14 protein-coding genes are annotated in these 16,465 nt (G+C 74.8%); 9 read left to right on the top strand and 5 right to left on the bottom strand.

Features of this window, described 5'->3' with window-relative positions:
- Window positions 1-76: 76 nt before the first annotated feature.
- The 4 genes from IE170_RS15985 to IE170_RS15970 all read left to right on the top strand — a co-directional run bounded on the left by IE170_RS15985 (window position 77) and on the right by IE170_RS15970 (window position 6,586).
- Window positions 77-910 (top strand): PP2C family protein-serine/threonine phosphatase, encoded by an 834-nt coding sequence (locus tag IE170_RS15985; RefSeq protein WP_189810047.1) that lies wholly within the window; start codon window positions 77-79, stop codon window positions 908-910.
- Between the two features lie 57 nt (window positions 911-967).
- Window positions 968-1,918 (top strand): MASE1 domain-containing protein, encoded by a 951-nt coding sequence (locus tag IE170_RS15980; RefSeq protein WP_229884832.1) that lies wholly within the window; start codon window positions 968-970, stop codon window positions 1,916-1,918.
- 499 nt (window positions 1,919-2,417) lie between these two features.
- On the top strand, window positions 2,418-3,848 hold the full coding sequence (locus IE170_RS15975) for an SWIM zinc finger family protein (protein ID WP_223856113.1): 1,431 nt from the start codon (window positions 2,418-2,420) through the stop codon (window positions 3,846-3,848).
- The gene (locus IE170_RS15970; protein ID WP_189810045.1) at window positions 3,845-6,586 is read left to right on the top strand and encodes a DUF7824 domain-containing protein; all 2,742 of its coding nucleotides are present in this window, start codon (window positions 3,845-3,847) and stop codon (window positions 6,584-6,586) included. Before IE170_RS15975 ends, IE170_RS15970 begins: the two co-directional genes overlap by 4 nt.
- Before the next feature lie 100 nt (window positions 6,587-6,686).
- Here IE170_RS15970 and IE170_RS15965 read toward each other — a convergent pair whose 3' ends face one another.
- The gene (locus IE170_RS15965; protein ID WP_189810044.1) at window positions 6,687-7,319 is read right to left on the bottom strand and encodes an RDD family protein; all 633 of its coding nucleotides are present in this window, start codon (window positions 7,317-7,319) and stop codon (window positions 6,687-6,689) included.
- A gap of 375 nt (window positions 7,320-7,694) precedes the next feature.
- On the opposite strand from IE170_RS15965, the gene IE170_RS15960 reads away from it, so the two are divergent.
- Window positions 7,695-9,377, top strand: coding sequence for a phospholipase D-like domain-containing protein (locus tag IE170_RS15960; RefSeq protein WP_223856114.1), 1,683 nt, complete (start codon window positions 7,695-7,697; stop codon window positions 9,375-9,377).
- Window positions 9,378-9,441: 64 nt separating this feature from the next.
- On the opposite strand, the gene IE170_RS15955 is transcribed toward IE170_RS15960, so the two are convergent.
- Entirely contained in the window at window positions 9,442-9,942 is a 501-nt protein-coding gene (locus IE170_RS15955; RefSeq protein ID WP_223856115.1) for a hypothetical protein, read from the bottom strand.
- A gap of 303 nt (window positions 9,943-10,245) precedes the next feature.
- Here IE170_RS15955 and IE170_RS15950 point away from each other — a divergent pair, with 303 nt between their 5' ends.
- The 3 genes from IE170_RS15950 to IE170_RS15940 all read left to right on the top strand — a co-directional run bounded on the left by IE170_RS15950 (window position 10,246) and on the right by IE170_RS15940 (window position 12,990).
- Window positions 10,246-10,494 (top strand): hypothetical protein, encoded by a 249-nt coding sequence (locus IE170_RS15950; RefSeq protein WP_189810043.1) that lies wholly within the window; start codon window positions 10,246-10,248, stop codon window positions 10,492-10,494.
- A gap of 129 nt (window positions 10,495-10,623) precedes the next feature.
- Complete coding sequence (locus tag IE170_RS15945) at window positions 10,624-11,316, top strand: RraA family protein (RefSeq protein ID WP_189810042.1); 693 nt, start codon at window positions 10,624-10,626, stop codon at window positions 11,314-11,316.
- Between the two features lie 45 nt (window positions 11,317-11,361).
- Window positions 11,362-12,990: an AMP-binding protein gene (locus IE170_RS15940; RefSeq protein ID WP_189810041.1), complete on the top strand. Its 1,629-nt coding sequence runs from the start codon at window positions 11,362-11,364 to the stop codon at window positions 12,988-12,990.
- Window positions 12,991-13,002: 12 nt separating this feature from the next.
- Here the strand turns inward: IE170_RS15940 and IE170_RS15935 are convergent, their stop codons facing one another.
- Together IE170_RS15935 and IE170_RS15930 are read right to left on the bottom strand one after the other, a co-directional pair.
- Entirely contained in the window at window positions 13,003-13,332 is a 330-nt protein-coding gene (locus IE170_RS15935) for a putative quinol monooxygenase (protein WP_189810040.1), read from the bottom strand.
- A gap of 191 nt (window positions 13,333-13,523) precedes the next feature.
- Window positions 13,524-14,315 carry an IclR family transcriptional regulator gene (locus IE170_RS15930; RefSeq protein ID WP_189810039.1) on the bottom strand — a complete coding sequence of 264 codons (792 nt, stop codon included), beginning with the start codon at window positions 14,313-14,315 and terminating at the stop codon, window positions 13,524-13,526.
- 143 nt (window positions 14,316-14,458) lie between these two features.
- Here IE170_RS15930 and IE170_RS15925 point away from each other — a divergent pair, with 143 nt between their 5' ends.
- Window positions 14,459-15,157, top strand: a complete 699-nt coding sequence (locus tag IE170_RS15925; protein WP_189810038.1) for a hemerythrin domain-containing protein — start codon at window positions 14,459-14,461, stop codon at window positions 15,155-15,157.
- A gap of 462 nt (window positions 15,158-15,619) precedes the next feature.
- On the opposite strand, the gene IE170_RS15920 is transcribed toward IE170_RS15925, so the two are convergent.
- Window positions 15,620-16,114 (bottom strand): GNAT family N-acetyltransferase, encoded by a 495-nt coding sequence (locus IE170_RS15920; RefSeq protein WP_229884854.1) that lies wholly within the window; start codon window positions 16,112-16,114, stop codon window positions 15,620-15,622.
- Window positions 16,115-16,465 lie beyond the last annotated feature (351 nt).

The raw sequence follows: 16,465 nt of genomic DNA, 5'->3' as shown, positions 1-16,465 counted from the left end.
ACGGGTCTGGGGCGCAGCACGCCGCGAGAACCGAGAGCAGGGACGAGCGACGCATGGATGCAGCCGGGAGCAGTCCGTGATCCCGCGCCGCGGCCCCCGGTCGCAGAGCGCGGACGACCTGCTGAGCACCCTCGGACGACTCACCGCCCGCGCCCGCGCCGGCGCCGAACACCAGCAGGCCCGCGTCGAGCTCGCCGAAGCCCTCCAGCGCGAGATGCTGCCGGGCTCCCTGCCCTGCGTCCCCGGACTGCGCACCGCCGCCAGCTACGCGCCCGCCCGGCACGGCCTCGACATCGGCGGCGACTGGTACGACGGCTTCCGGCTGCCCGACGGCGCCCTCGCCTTCTCCATCGGCGACGTCCAGGGACACGATGTCGAAGCCGCCGCCTTCATGGGCCAGGTCCGCATCGGCCTGCGCGCCATCGCCTCCGTCGTCGACGACCCCGGCGAGGTCCTCGGCAGGACCAACGACGTGCTGCTCTCGACCGGCACCGAGCTCTTCGCCACCTGCACCCTGCTCCGCTTCGACCCGCAGACCTGGGAACTGGACTGCGCCCGCGCCGGCCACGTCCCCGCGATATGGGCCACCGTCGACGGCCGCTACGGCATGGCCGAGGACGAGGGCGGCGTCCCCCTCGGCATGCTGCCCGGCGCCGGATACGCCGTCACCCGCCGCAGGCTGGACCGGGCCGGATCCATCGTCCTGCTGACCGACGGCGTCATCGAAGGCCCCGCCTTCCCCCTCGACGTCGGCCTCGAACGCGTCCTGCGCGTCGTACGCGAGGCGGCGGGCACCGACCCCGCCGAACTGGCCGCCGAGGTCATGAAGGTCGCCGACTCCACCGGCCACGCCGACGACGCCGCCGTCCTCGTCATCAGCCACGACGAACGCGGACGGGGCGCCGGGTAGCGCGTGTCACGCCCCTCCCCGGGGCGGTGCCTGTTGTCTGATGCTGTGGTGCGCACCGTGGAATGGCGAGCCCTCGTCGCCGACGTCCTCAGGATCCTCGCGGTCGCGGTCGCCTACTACGCAACCGGACAGGCCGGGCTCCTGCTGAGCATCGTCGTCGAAGGCGCCATGGTCACCCCGCTGTGGCCGCCCACCGGCATCGCCCTCGCCGCCCTGCTGTGGTTCGGCCTGCGCGCCTGGCCCGGCATCACGCTCGGCGCGTACATGAACATCGAGCACCTGGCCTCCTTCGAACCCGGGGACGCGGGGCTCCTCCTCGGCAACACCCTCGCCCCCGTGTGCGCGTACCTGCTGCTGCGGCGCACCGGGTTCCGCACACAGATGGACCGGCTGCGGGACGCGCTGGCCCTCGTCTTCCTGGCGGGCCTTCCGGCCATGCTGATCAGCGCGACCATCGGCTGCGGCATGCTCGTCGCCACCGGCGACCTGCCGCCGTCGGAGTTCTGGCCGGTGTGGGCCGCCTGGTGGGCGGGCGACGCGATGGGCGTGCTCCTGGTCACCCCGGTGCTGCTGGTCCTCCCGCACGTCACCCTGCCGGCGGACGCCTACCGCGCGGCCGAGGCGCTGGCCCTGCTGGTCACCTGCGGCCTCGTCACCACCGTGGCCTGCCGCAGCGAGCTGTCGGTGCTCTTCCTCGTCTTCCCGATGCTGATCTGGGCCGGCGTCCGCTTCCAGCACGTCGGCGGCGCCCCGTGCGCCCTGCTGGTCTCCGTCATCGCGATCTCCGCGGCGATCGACCAGGCGGGCCCCTTCGCCGGCCACACCCTGTTCGACATCATGGTCAACCTCCAGGCCCTCAACGGCTCCGCGGCCCTGACCGTGCTGCTGCTGTCGGCGCTGGTGACCGAGCAGAACAACATCCGCCTGCGGATCGAGCAGGTGTGCGAGGATCTCGCGGAGGTCGTGGAACGCCTGGCCCCGCGCCGGCACGAGGCCGACGGCGACTGACGCGACGGTCCGGCGCAGACGCCCGGAACGGGGCCGGGGGCCCCGCCGGTGTCCGGCAGGACCCTCGTGCGGCTGCCGGCCGCGGCCCCGCGCGTCCCGGGCTACAGCAGGGTCGCGGGACCGGCCGGTGCGGAATCGGCCGCTTCGGGAGCCGTCGCGTCAGCGCACTTGCGAACGCGGTGGATCGACCACCGTGAACCGCGGGTCCGATAACCGCCCTCGTGGGTGTCCGCAGCGGGGCGCTGCCCGTACGGGATCCGTGGCGGGGATGCTGCCCATACGGGCTCCATCCCAGTCGGGGGTGCACCGGCGCCCCGGCGGCCCGGCGCCCCGGCGGCCCGGCGTCCGTCGTCGTGTGACGGCCGCCGGGTGCTCCTCGTGTGCGAACGCGACGCCCGCCCGTCGGCGCCCCGCCGCGGCGCGGCCCACCACCAGGCGCGCTCGCCGCGGCGGGTGACGGGCCGTCCGGTTGTCAGTGCGCGCCCCTACGTTGACGCCCATGAGCCGATCCATGCAGGCACTCGCCTACGCACGCCCGTCGTCCCTCACCTCCGACCCGCAGGGGCACCTCCTGGGCCTGGAGACCGCCGGAGGGCTGACACCCGTGGGCGCCGAGGAGCACCCGAGCTTCTTCGCCGGGTTCCTGCGCTCGCCGCAGGCCGCAGCCCGCGGGCTGCTCGCCGTCGCCGACGTCGCCGCGGCCCGCTACCACCAGCGCACGCTGCGGGCCTCCCTCGACCCCGTCGTCACCGCCAACGGGGACCGGCTCCGCTTCGAGTCGTTCTCCGGCTGCTGCGGCGTCTACGCCCGGCTCGACGTGCTCCCGGAAGGCCTGGACGGCGCCGACACCGGCCACGGCACCACCAACGTCGACGTCAACAACCCGCTGCGGGAAGCCCTGTCGCGGCTCGCCGGCGACGACCCGATGCACCTGCGCGTCGGCCCCGACGACCTCGCCGTCACCACCCTGGAAGGGCCCGTCGTCGAGAAGAAGGTGCCGCTGCCCGACCGCTGGCTGCGCGGCTTCGCCGAGTCCCAGGTGGTCTCCGCCGCGTTCGACCTGCGCGCCGAGCTCTCCGCCGCCGAAGCCGTACGCTTCCTGCGCACCCTGCCGCGCACCGCGCCCGGCGGCAGCGGCGCCACCGGACGGGCGGCCCCGCTGTGGGTCGTCCCCGCCGGAGCCACCCTGCGCCCCACCACCCGGCCCGTTCCCGGCGCCGTCTGCCTCCCCGGGCCCGAGCGGCTCGCCGCCCTCCAGCGGATCCTGCGGCACGCCACCGGCCTGCGCGTCTACGGCCCCGCGGCACACGGCGGCGCCGCGACCGCCTCCGCCTGGGAGGTCGCCGCCCCCGGCATGCGGCTCACCCTCACCCTCTCCCCGGAGCCCCACCGCGGCTTCTCCGGCGAGGGCGGCGTCCTCGAGGCGCTCGCCACCGACGACGCGGCCGCCGACGCCGAACTCGTCTCCGTCCTCCTCGCCTGGGAACCGCGGATCGACACCGCCGACCTCGCCGAGCAGTCCGGGCTGACGGTCCCGCGGGTCCGCGCCGCCCTCGTCCGCCTCGGCACCGCCGGCCGCGTCGGCTACGACGCCGCCGAAGCCGCCTACTTCCACCGCGAACTCCCCTACGACGCCGCCCGCGCCGAACGCCACAACCCCCGGCTCGGCGCCGCCCGCGCCCTCCTCGCCGACGGCAACGTCTCCCTGCGCGCCGACGCCACCGCGACCGTCGCCTCCGGCGGGCGGCGCTACCAGGTCCGCGAGTCCGCCGGCGGGGTGCTGAGCTGCACCTGCCAGTGGTGGGCCGACCACCGCGGCCGCCGCGGCCCCTGCAAGCACGCCCTCGCCGTACGCATGGCCCGGCGCGCCCGGGCCGCCGCCCCCGCCGCCCGCACCGCCGCCACCCGCACTTCCGGAGGAACCCGATGAGCACCGCCGCCGTCCTCGAAGCCGTACGCCGGAGCGCCGGCGACGCCCTCCCCGCCCTGCTCCGGCCCCTCACCCCGGCCGAGCGCCGCACCCTCGTACCCGAACTGACCGCCCTGCGCCGCGAAGTCCGCGGCTGGGACTGGTCCCGCTGGCAGGAGCGGGAGCGCATACGCCGCGGCCTGCTGCTCGCCGGGGCCGCCTGCCACACCGGAGCCGCGGCCGCCGCCGCCTGGATCGCCGCCCGGGACCTCCGTACGGACAACCCCGCACGGCGCACCGCACTCCTCCTCCACGTCCTGGCCGACCGCGACCCCGCCTGGCTCGGCGACGTCGCGCACCGCCTCGCCGCCCGCGCCGCCACCGCCGAGGAGGACTACCCCCTCATCCGGGAACTCGTCCGCCGGGCCGACTGCCCCCTGCCCACCGGCGACGCCTTCGTCAACGGCTGGGTCCGCGAGATGAGCACCGGCGGCCCCGGACGCTCCGCCGGCCGCGGCCGGCCGCTGCGCGCGGCGCTCCGGGAGGAGCCGCAGCTGCGCGCGTTCGTCCCCCTGCTGTTCGAGACGGCCGAGCCCGCCGAACCGCTCTCCTGGTACGGCCGCTCCACCGACGGCAGCGGCTGGCCCGCCGAACTGGCCCGGCTCGCCGCGGACGGGCTCCTCGACCGCAGCGTCCTCGCCGACGGCTGCACGGCCCGCCTGCTGCGCGGCGGCCGCCCCGCCCACCTGTCCTTCTACCTCGACCTCCTGCAGGCCCTCGACCTCACCCAGGACGAGCAGCAGGCGCGCACCGGCGACTGGATCGCCATGGCCGGCGACGCCCCCTCGCCGCTCGCCGGGCACGCCCAGGGAATCCTCGCCGGCCTGGCCGAGGCGGGCCGGCTGACCGCCGAGCAGCTCGCCGAGATGTCCGCCGCCGTCCTCTTCCGACCCGAGAAGAAGCTCGTACGCGCCCAGCTCGTGCTCCTCGGCAAGGCCCTGCGGCGAAGCCCCGACGACCGGGCCGTGCTGCTGCCCGCGGCCGCGGCGGCGTTCGGGCACGCGGACACCGCGCTCCAGGAGCGCGCCCTGCGGCTCGCCGCCGCACACCTGCGGCCCGAGGACGATGCCCTGCGCGCCGAACTCGCCGACCAGGCCGGGCTCCTCGGCCCGGTGCACCGGCGCGCCGCGGCGGAACTCCTCGGCGCGTCCGCAGGCGGCGCCGCGGCCGGGCCCTGTGAGGACGTGCTGCCGCCGGCGCCGGAGCGCCGCCGGACGGCGCCGGCCGCGGACCTATCGCTCGCCGCGACGGTGGAACTGGTCGCCGCCCCCACCCACGCCCGGCAGCCGGACCCCGCGGAGTTCGAAACCGCCCTCGACGCCCTCGTCCGCCACGCCCACCGCGACCGCGCGGCCCTCGCCGCGGTCCTGCACCCCGCCCTCGCCGACCGCCGCTGGCTCCAGGCCGACGGCTGGACGGACCCCGAGTGGTTCGAGGGCGTGGAACTCGTCGCCGCGACGGTGCTCGGCTGCGTCCGGGCGGTCGACCTGCGGACCGCGGGGAGCCGCCGGGGCGTCGGCTACCCGCACGACTGCGTGCACGCCGCGCTCGGCGCGGTCACCACAGCCCGGATCCGGGAGGCGGCGGCCCGCACCCTGACCGACCCGCTGCCGTTCCTGCTGGCCACCCCCAGCTGGGACACGGGCACGCTGGAGCCCCTCGAACTCGTCGCCCGCCTCGCGGAGTACGGGCGCCTCGGCGCCGCACCCGCCCCGGCCGACTTCGCCCAGGCCCTGCTGCGCGTCCGCCGCGACCCGGAGGCCGCCGCGGCGGCCTCCGCGCTGGGCACCGCCGAGGGCGGGCGCCTCGCCGCCTGGCTCGCCTCCGCCGGGGAGCCGCCGCGCACGGCGCGCCGGGTGCAGGAGCCCGCCTCCGCGGCGAGCCGCCTCGGGTGGGACAGGACCCGCGAGACGGTGCCGCGCATCGTCGTCGAGCTGCCCGAGCGCCCCGCACTGCAGGACGGCTCCTTCCCCGCCGAGTTCCGGCGGCTCGGCCGCCCGTACGCCGACACGGGCCGGCGCTGCTACCACTGGAGCGGCTACGAGCTCGCCCAGCACTCCGTCATGCCCGAGGACCGCGAGACGCAGGCCGTCTGGCTGCTGCCCGCGCTGACCGCCTGCGCCACGGTCGGGGAACGCGGGGCCGGGGAGCTGCTGGCGCGGATCGCCGAACTGGGCGGCCCGGCGGGCCCCGTCCTGCACCTGGCCGTCGCCACCGGCCTCGGCGCCCGGCACGCCGAGGACCGGCTGGCCGCGGTGGACGCCCTGCTGGTCCTCGCCGCCCGCGGGGAGCTGGACGCCGCGCTGCTCGGGCGGGACCTCGCCGAACTGCTCGCCCTCGGCACGGTCAAGCCCAACCGGCTCGCCGACGCGGCCCGCACGGCCGCCGCCACCGGCGCGTACCGCCTGACGTGGACGCTGCTCGCTCAGGCCCTGCCGGCGCTGCTGGCCGACGGCGCCGGGGCGCGGGGCGCGGGGGAGGTGCTGGCCGTGGCCGCGGACTGCGCCCAGGGGTGCGGGGCGGCCGGCCCGGCGCCCGAGGGGCTCGCCGGGGCGGCGGAGCGGGCGGGCTCGTCCCAGCTGGCCGTGCAGGCCCGGCGGTTGCGGACGGCGCTCGCCGAAGCGGACGCGCGGGCGGGCGGCGCGGGTGACGCGGCGCGGCCGGGGGCCGGCGCGGAGGCCGCAGCACGGGCGGCCTGAGGCGGGGCGGCCGGGCAGGCTCCGCCGCGGGCCGGCCCGGGAACGCGTACGCCCGGCAGCGCCGGGGAGCGCTGCCGGGCGGGGGAGGTCCGAGGAGCGGTCAGACCTTGGGGACGCGGACGACGACGGTGCTGCACACCTTGTCGGCGAACGTCTGCTTCTTGTCGTCCCACAGCGGCCACAGCCAGCCGATGTAGCAGGGCAGGCCGTCGAGGACGTGGGCCAGCTTGCGGACGAAGGCCATGCCGAAGCCGAGGGGGGTGCCGTTGGCCTCGCGGAGCACGCTGATGCCGACGATCTTCTTGCCGATCGACTGGCCGGTGGCGCCTTCCTTGTACAGCTGGAAGATGGCCATGCCGAGGGCGTAGAGAATGCCGATGGTGAAGAAGATGCCGGGCTCGGCGGTCGCCGAGTTCGAGGCCGTGGCCAGGTCGATGAAGCCGAGGGCGTACATCGGGCCGACGATGATCAGCATGTCGAGCAGGTAGCCGCCGACGCGGAGGCCCCAGTGGGCGAGTTCCGGCATGCCGGCGCCGGGCATGCCGGGCGCCGGGTAGCCGCCGTACGGGGCGGCGGCCGGCTGCTGCGGGTAGCCGTACTGCGGGGCCGCGCCCGGCGCGGGCTGCTGCGGGTAGCCGTACTGCGGCGGCACGCCCTGCGGGGCCTGCTGCGGGTAGCCGGGCTGGCCCTGCGGGGGCTGGCCGTACGGATTGTTCGGGTCGCCGAAGCTCATGGCGAAATCTCTCCGGTGTCGGAATTGGGGACGATGCGGACCGAGCGGAGGAACGACACCATGTGACCGGTTTGCCCCCCTGAGCTGCCGCGATGTTGCGCGCATCATCGTGGTCGCTCACGCGTGCGGTTGTCCAATCCGAATCCCCTCGCGGAGGTCCCGGAACGGGCGTTCGCCCCGTGTCGGGCGGGCCTTCCGGGACGGCCGGGCGGCGCGCGAGGGGCCGGATCGGGCAGGTGGGGGGGCCAAGTTGACGGTGTGGCCGAAACGTACTCATCGGATTCTTCGACCATCTGACCGAGTGGTAACTTCCGCGAGTTGATCTTGCCGGGCCCCCTCTGCGGCGACGGCGATCCCTCCTGCAAGGAAGTCACATTGCACCGCAATACCCTTTTCCGCCCCTCCGCCCCCGCCACCCGCGCCGCGGTCGGGGCGGTCATGCTGGCCCTGTGCGCCGCCGGCCCCGCCGCTGCCGCCCCGGGCAACGGCCCCGCCCCGGTTGCGGGCCCGGCCCCGCACCTCGACTCCGTCGAGCAGATGCTCCGCCAGGTCTCGCCCGGCCTCGAGGGCACGGTGTGGGAGCGGACCGCCGGCAACACCCTCGACGCCTCCGCCGCGGGCGGCGGCGACTGGCTGCTCCAGACGCCCGGCTGCTGGGGCGACGACACCTGCGCCTCCCGCCCCGGCGCCGAGCGCCTTCTCGCGAAGACGACGGAGAACATCGCGCAGGCCACGCGTACGGTCGACATATCGACCCTCGCCCCGTTCCCGAACGGCGGCTTCCAGGACGCGATCGTCGCCGGGCTCAAGACCGCGGCCGCGCGCGGGAACAAGCTCAAGGTGCGCATCCTCGTCGGCGCCGCGCCCGTCTACCACGTGAACGTGGTGCCGTCGAAGTACCGCGACGAGCTCGTCGCCAAGCTCGGCCCCGACGCCGCCTCCCGGATCGACCTGAACGTCGCCTCCATGACCACGTCGAAGACGGCGTTCTCCTGGAACCACTCCAAGCTCCTCGTGGTCGACGGCAGCTCCGTCATCACCGGCGGCATCAACAGCTGGAAGGACGACTACCTGGAGACCGCGCACCCCGTCGCCGACGTCTCCCTGGCCCTGCGCGGCCCGGCGGCCGGCACGGCCGGCCGGTACCTCGACGAGCTGTGGTCCTGGACCTGCCGGAACAAGGGCAACTTCGCGAGCGTCTGGTTCGCCTCCTCGAACGGTGCCGCCTGCACGCCCGCCCTGGCCGGCGAGAACGCCGCCGCCGCGGCGGCCGAGCCCGGCGCGGGCACCCGCGGCGACCGGGCCGGAACCGGCGGCGTCCCGGCCATCGCGGTCGGCGGTCTCGGCGTCGGCATCAGGCGCAACGACCCCGCGTCCGCGTTCCAGCCGACCCTGCCCGCCGCCCCGGACACCAAGTGCGGCGTCGTCGGCCTCCACGACAACACCAACGCCGACCGCGACTACGACACCGTCAACCCGGAGGAGAGCGCCCTGCGGACGCTCATCTCCAGCGCCGAGCGGCACATCGAGATCTCCCAGCAGGACATGAACGCGACCTGCCCGCCCCTGCCGCGCTACGACATCCGCGTCTACGACGCGCTCGCCGCGAAGATGGCCGCCGGTGTCAAGGTCCGCATCGTGGTCAGCGACCCGGAGAACCGGGGCGCCGTCGGCAGCGGAGGCTACTCCCAGATCAAGTCGCTCTCCGAGATCAGCGACGTCCTGCGCGCCCGCCTGGCACTGCTGACGGGCGACCAGGCCAAGGCCAAGGCCGCCATGTGCTCCACCCTCCAGCTGGCCACGTTCCGCAGCTCGAAGAGCCCGAAGTGGGCCGACGGCCGCCCGTACGCCCAGCACCACAAGCTGGTGGCCGTGGACGGATCGGCGTTCTACATCGGCTCGAAGAACCTCTACCCGGCGTGGCTCCAGGACTTCGGCTACATCGTGGAGAGCCCCGCGGCAGCCGGTCAGCTGAACCAGCAGCTGCTCGCCCCGCAGTGGCAGTTCTCCCGTGACACCGCCACGTTCGACCACGAGCGGGGCGTCTGCCAGGCCTGACCCGGCAGCCGCACCGGGCCCGCCCGCCCGGGCCCGCGCGGTGCGGGGCGGGCGGGCCCGCCACTCAGCGGAAGAGCATCGAGGCGCCGCCGGCGGCCGTGGTCACCGACCCCGGGCACAGGAAGCTGCCCGAGACCTTCGTCGCCGTGAAGGCCTGGTTGACGTACTTGCGGGTGTCGCCCTCCCGGTTCCAGGTGATGCCGGAGGCCTTGTAGCGGCAGGAGATGAAACTCTGCTTGCCGGTGATGTCGATGACGTCCGTCCGGGCCGTGCCGGCGGCGTCGTCGAAGGTGAACTGCGGGTTGTTGTTGAGGGTCGCCGTGATCCCGCCGGCGCAGCTCAGGTTGCCGCCGGGGGCATTGATGCTGGTGCGGTCGACGGTGAGGGTGCTCGGGGGGTTGGCGCTGGTGCGTGCGTTCGTCCACGTACAGGTGTTGCCGGCCACCGCGATGGACCCGTCGAGCCGCTGCTCGGCCGCGGGGCCGAGGGCGGCGGCGGGTACCGCGGTGCCGACGAGCAGCCCGGCGGCCAGGACGGTCAGTCCGGGCCAAGTCGCCATCTTCATCTGTCGCTCCTCTTCGCCACGTCCTCGTGGGGTGTGACGCGCGGCCGCGGGAGGGCCGCGCGGGCGTGCGCCCGGGCGGGCGGAGGCGGTGTCCGGCCCGTACCGGGGGAGAGAGCCGTGCGACGTGCGAGGGGAAGGTCCCACGAAGACCTTGAAATGTCAGGTGCACGTCACGAAGGGGAGCTCTTTTGTCCGAATCCCGCCCTCCGCCACCCACCCCTGCCCACTCCCGCGCCCCCCGGCCGACCGCCGCCCGCCCGCCCTCCGGATGCGGTGCCGCCCGTCCCGGCGGAGGCTGGCCCCATGCACCACGCCCCGATCCTCGTCCACGGGATCTCACCCGCCGGCGGCCGCCGCGTGTCCCTGCGCGCCGAGGGCCGGGACACCGTCCTCGGCCTCGCCCGCAGCGACGCCGACGTCATCGAGTTCCTGCGCCGGGCCGGCGTGCCCGACCCCGACGAGATGGTCCTCGGCGACTCGCCGCTCGTCGAATGGATGGTCGACGACCCGCACGCCTACGAGGCGGAACCCTCCGACACCGACATCCCCTGAGCAGCACCCCTCCCGCCCCGCGGCCCGGCACCATGGTGACGGCCGGCCGCCCGGACCCCTCCCGCCGCGGCCGCGACCCGCCGACCGCGACCGCCCGCGGCGGTCCGCACTCCGAAAGGGAACGGGCCCATGCTGAAGGACTTCGCCGACCTGTCCACCCCCCTCCTCGCCGACGCGTGCGTACGCACCGGTGCGCCCCTGCGCGTCGCACCGCCCGGCATCGCCGCCGTCGTGCCCGGCCACCGCATCGCCGGCCCCGCCCTGCCGGTGCGCCACTACGGCAGCGTCGACGCGTTCCTGGAGGCCTACGGCAGGGCCCGCCCCGGCGACGTCCTGGTCATCGACAACGGCGGCCGCGACGACGAGGCCTGCATCGGCGACCTCGCCGTCCTGGAAGCCGGGCAGGCGGGCGTCGAGGGCATCGCCGTGTGGGGCTTGCACCGCGACACCCCGGAGCTCGCCGAGATCGGCCTGCCCGTCTTCAGCTACGGCACCCACCCCGCCGGCCCCGTCCGACTCGACGACCCGGAACCGGACGCCGCCGCCGGCGCCCGCTTCGGACCGCACCTGGTGACCGACCGGGACGTCGTCTTCGGCGACGCCGACGGCGTCCTCTTCGCCGAGGCGTTCCGTGTGGAGGAACTCCTGGACACGGCCCGGCACATCATGCGGACCGAACGCGAACAGGCCCGCCTCATCCGGGCCGGCCGCAGCCTCCGCAGCCAGACCGCCTTCGAGGACTACCTGGTGCTCCGCGAAGCCGACCCCTCGTACACCTTCCGCCGCCACCTCCGAAGCCTCGGCGGCGCCATCGAGGAGTGACCTCCGGGCCGCTAGGATGCACCGCCACCGATCGAGGAGGAACGTGTGTCCGCTGCGTCGAGCCATGCATCCGGTGCCCGCGAAGTGCCCCTGCTGGGCGACACCATCGGGGAGAACCTGGACCGCACCGTACGCCGGTTCCCCGATCGCGACGCCCTCGTCGAGGCGGCCACCGGACGCCGCTGGACGTACGCCGAGTTCGCGGCCGACGTCGACACCCTGGCCCTCGGCCTCCTCGGCCTCGGCATCACCAAGGGCGACCGCGTCGGCATCTGGGCCCCCAACCGCGCCGAGTGGACGCTGATCCAGTACGCCACCGCAAAGATGGGCGCGATCCTCGTCACCGTCAACCCGGCCTACCGGCTCCACGAGTTGGAGTACGTGGTCCGGCAGTCCGGGATGCGGCTGCTCATCGCCGCCGAGCGCTTCAAGACCTCCGACTACGCCGCGATGATCGCCGAAGCGCGGCCGAACTGCCCGGCACTGGAGTTCACCGTCCTGCTCGACGGCCCCGACCACGAAGCCCTCCTCGCGCGCGGCCGCACCGCCGACCCGGCCGAACTCGCAGGCGCAGCGGCCGCGTTGGACCCCGACGACCCGATCAACATCCAGTACACCTCGGGCACGACGGGCTTCCCCAAGGGCGCGACCCTGTCACACCGCAACATCCTCAACAACGGCTACTTCGTCGGAGAGCTCTGCCACTACACCGAACAGGACCGGGTGTGCATCCCCGTCCCGTTCTACCACTGCTTCGGCATGGTCATGGGAAACCTGGCCTGCACGAGCCACGGCGCCGCCATGGTCATCCCCGCGCCGTCGTTCGACCCGGCGGCCACTCTCGCCGCCGTCCAGGCCGAGGCGTGCACGTCCCTGTACGGGGTCCCCACCATGTTCATCGCCGAACTCGCCGACCCCGCGTTCAACACGTACGACCTCTCCAGCCTGCGCACCGGCATCATGGCGGGCTCACCCTGCCCCGTGGAGGTGATGAAGGAGGTCATCGACCGGATGGGCATGGCCGAGGTGTCCATCTGCTACGGGATGACGGAGACCTCACCCGTCTCGACGCAGACCCGCGCCGACGACTCCGTGGAGCGCCGCGTGTCCACCGTGGGCCGCGTCGGGCCGCACCTGGAGGTCAAGGTCGTCGACCCGCAGACCGGCCGGACCGTCCCGCGCGGCGAAGCGGGCGAGCTGTGCACCCGCGGCTACTCCGTCATGCTCGGCTACTGGGGCGAGCCCGAGCGCACCGCCGAGGCCGTCGACGCCGCCGGATGGATGCACACCGGCGACCTCGCCGTCATGGACGAGGACGGCTACCTCGCCATCACCGGCCGCATCAAGGACATGGTCATCCGCGGCGGGGAGAACGTGTACCCGCGGGAGGTCGAGGAGTTCCTGCACACCCACCCCGACGTGCTCGACGTCCAGGTCATCGGGGTGCCCGACGCCAAGTACGGCGAAGAGCTGATGGCCTGGGTGCGGATGCGGGAGGGCGCCGAGCCGCTCACGGCGGAAGCCGTCCGCGCGTACTGCGACGGACGGCTGGCGCACTTCAAGGTCCCGCGGTACGTCCACGTCGTGGACGAGTTCCCCATGACGGTGACGGGGAAGGTCCGCAAGGTGGAGATGCGCGAGGCGGCAGCCCGCCTGCTCGGCACCTCCACCTGACGGGCCGGCCGCTCAGGCCTCGCGCGGGGACAGCTCGGCCATGGCGCTCCAGCCCTGGCCGGGCACCTCGACGTTGATGATCTCCGGCGTGGTTGCGATGGCTCCGGCCATCGTCTCCATGCCGGCCTTGAAGTGGTCGGAGGCCACGTGCGCGGCGCCCGCCTCGGCGTCGGCGAAGGCCTCCAGGAGCGTGTACTTGTTCGGGTCGTCGACACTGCGCGACCAGTCGTAGAAGAGGTTGCCCGGCTCGTTGCGGGTGGCCTGCGTGAAGTCGTCGACGATCGCGAGCCACTCGTCGCTGAACTCGGGGCGGACGTCGAACCTGACGGCGATGAAGATCATGTTGCCTAGCCTGGCAGCCGCCCGCGCCCGCCGCACGCACGGCGGGCCGGAATTCCGGCATCGTCGGAAAACCCGCGACCGGGCGGGTAGGGGGGCGGGCAGCGGACGGGGGCGGCGGGTGCAGGAGGCGGATCCGGGGGACGCTCCGCGCAGCGGGTGCGGGCGGCGGTTGCGGGCGCGCGGTGCCGCCTTCACGCCGCCCCGCCGCCGCCGGGCACCGCCGCGGCCGTTGCGTGCGCCGCCGCGCGGACGAGCGCGCCGCGCAGCTCCGCGGGCCGGCGGCGGTACTCCTCGCCGGGCAGTGACACCGACAGCGCGTGCACCGCCCCGCCGTCCGCGCCGTCCGTGCCCGCCGCGCGCGGCAGGGCCACCGCCAGGCAGGTGAACGCCGGATCCGCCTCGCCCTCCGACACCGCGAACCCCTGCCCCCGCACCCGCGCCAACTCCGCCTCCAGGACATCGGCCCGCGTGATCGTCGCCGCGGTCAGCCGGGCCATCCCGTGCTCGGCCAGATACCGCCGCAGCACCGGCCGCGGCAGCTCCGCCAGCAGCGCCTTGCCGTGGGCCGTGGCGTGGGCGCGCGTCTCCCGGCCGGGCGTGAACGGATTGCCGGCGTCCGTGACCGGCGCCGTCGTGTCCACCACCGTGATCAGCCCGCCGCGGTACGCGGTGTAGTACGCCTCCGCCCCCGTGGCCCGCCGCAGCCCCGCCAACAGCCCCGCCATCCGCGGAGCCGGCTCCAGATCCCGCCGCAGACTTCGGTGCAGCCCCGGGATCCGGGGGCCCAGCGCGTACCCGCGGGAGGTGCGCACCACGTAGCCGCGGTCGGTGAGCGGACCCAGCAGGTGGTACGCCGTCGACAGCGAGCACCCCAGCCGCCGCGCCAGCACCTTGGCACTGACCGGCCCGGCCGCGTCCGCCACGGCGTCGAGGATGGCCAGGGCACGGTCGACGGACTGCGGACCGGGACCGGAATACGGCATCGTGCCTTCCCAGGGTGCTGGACGGCGGGAACGGCGCAGGACGGCCCTGCGCGCGTACGTACGGGCCCTCGAGCCTACGGTCCGACGGGGGCGTTCATCGAACGTTGACCGGACGGACAGCCCGGGCGCGCACAGTCGTACGCATGAACAGCGAACGTGTCACCACGGCAACGCCGCGCGGTTTGCGGGCGGTTCCCGACCTGACCGGCCTCCGCCTCGCCCACCGGGCGATCCTCGCCGACGCCGACCGGCTCGCCGGGCTGCTCGCGGACCTCGCCGCCGGGGCACGCCCGGTGTCGCCCGAACGGGCCGCCGCCATCGCCGCGTACGTGCGCCGCTACCACCGCGCCGTCCGCGCCCACCACCGCGGCGAGGCCGAGATCCTGTGGCCGCTGGTCCTGGACGCCGCGGCCGACCCGGCAGGGGCCATCGCCGACATCGTCCGCTTCGTCGACGACCACCGCGCACTGGAGGCCCTGCAGACCGCGTGCGATGCGGCCGCCGACGGCTTCGCCGCCGACCCGGCCCACGGCGCGCCGGAACTGGCGGCCCTGCTCGCCCGAGCGCGCGGCCTGCTCGGCGACCACATCGAGGCGGAGGAGGAACACCTCCTGCCGGTCATCACGGAGCAGGTCCCCGGAGCCGCGTTCGCGGCCGCCGAAGCGGGCCTGCGCGCGGCACACGGCGCCGCAGACCCCCACTGGACCCGTGGCTGGCTCCTGAGCCACGCGACGCCGGAGGAACTGCGCCGTGTCGTGGGGGAGCGGGCGGGGGCGCAGTCGCCGGTGCAGCCGCTGGTAGGGGCGTATCGGGCGGAGGCGGAGGTGGTGTTCGGGGGGTGAGGGGATGCGGTGCGGACTCGGGGCGGTGGGGGACGGCGGGGTGGGGGCCGGCGGGAGCCGATGACCCGGGATCGAAGGCGTTCTGGGGGTCCCGGGCAGTTGATGGTGTCCGGGGCGGGCCGGTCCCTCAAGGGCGCTCCCTTTCGGTCGCGTCGCTGCGCGATGGCCCTTGCGGGCCACCCTTGACCGACCGACCCGCCCCGGAGGCATTTTTTCTGCCGGGACGCCCCCAGGGGAACGGCCAGGGGGGTGGATGAGGCATACGGGCGCATCAGAGACCTTCCTCTCCCGCCCCGGTGGCCCTTTCGCCCCACCGGCATCAGCAGACCCGCCGGCGGGCAGCCGGGACCCGTCCCTGCACGAAACGACGCCCAGAGCACCATCGGGCGACAGGAGCGCCCCAGATCGCCACACGCCTCCACCTTTTCGGCGGCCGGCGGCCGTCTGGGGCCGGGAGGCGCGTCAGATCGCTACGTGGGCGTCGTTCGTCGGCGTCTGACCGAGTCCCCTGCCCCCCGGCGGGCGCACCATGAAGACGTCGATCGGGTCTTGGGCCTCCACGACGAAGCCGTGGCGCTCGTAGAGACGGCGGGCGGCACTGCCTTGCAAGACGTTCAGGCCGACGGTCATGTCCTGCGCGTCGGTGTGCTCCAAGACCGTGCGCAGCAGGGCGGATCCGAGGCCTTGGCCCTGGCGGTGCGGAGCAAGGTAGAAGTGCTCCAGCCACTGCCTGCCTTCGGCAGGCCTGACCGTGACGCATCCTGCGAGTTCACGGTCGACCGTGATGATCGACGTGTACCGGGGGGAAAAGGAGTCCCGCAGCCGCTGCCGTACCAGGTGCTCGTCATAGCGCCCGAGGCGCTCCAGGTCCGCACGCATGACCGTGGCGCGCAGTTCGGCGATCACCTCGATGTCCGCCGGCACCGCAGGGCGCAGCGTCCACCCCGCTCGCGTCACTCCGGCGTCCACGGTCGGAGTTCCGGCTTCGTGGGCGTCGTAGGGGTCGGCGGTCGCGCAGCTCCACAGCTCACTACTCGTCACGGCCGGCCACTGTGCCGGGTGCCGGCGCCGCTGTCGACGCATTTACGCCCACTGCGGCTCAGCGCGCTTCCCGCCCGAGACGACCGTCGGACGCCGCCAAACGGCGCCCATGTAGCGATCTGACGCGTCTCCCCGCCCTGGACGACCGTCGGACGCCGGGCCAGCGGGGGTGTGTGGCGATCCGGCGCGCCTCCAGCCCCGGACGGCGGCCGGCCGCCTGGCCGAGGGCGACCATGTCTGTCAAGGGTGGCCGTCAGGCCATCGCGA

The sequence above is a fragment of the Streptomyces toxytricini genome (genome assembly GCF_014649915.1).
Lineage (GTDB): Bacteria > Actinomycetota > Actinomycetes > Streptomycetales > Streptomycetaceae > Streptomyces > Streptomyces toxytricini.
The sequence above is the reverse complement of the archived record's forward strand: the minus strand, read 5'-3'. Positions and strand labels throughout refer to the sequence as shown.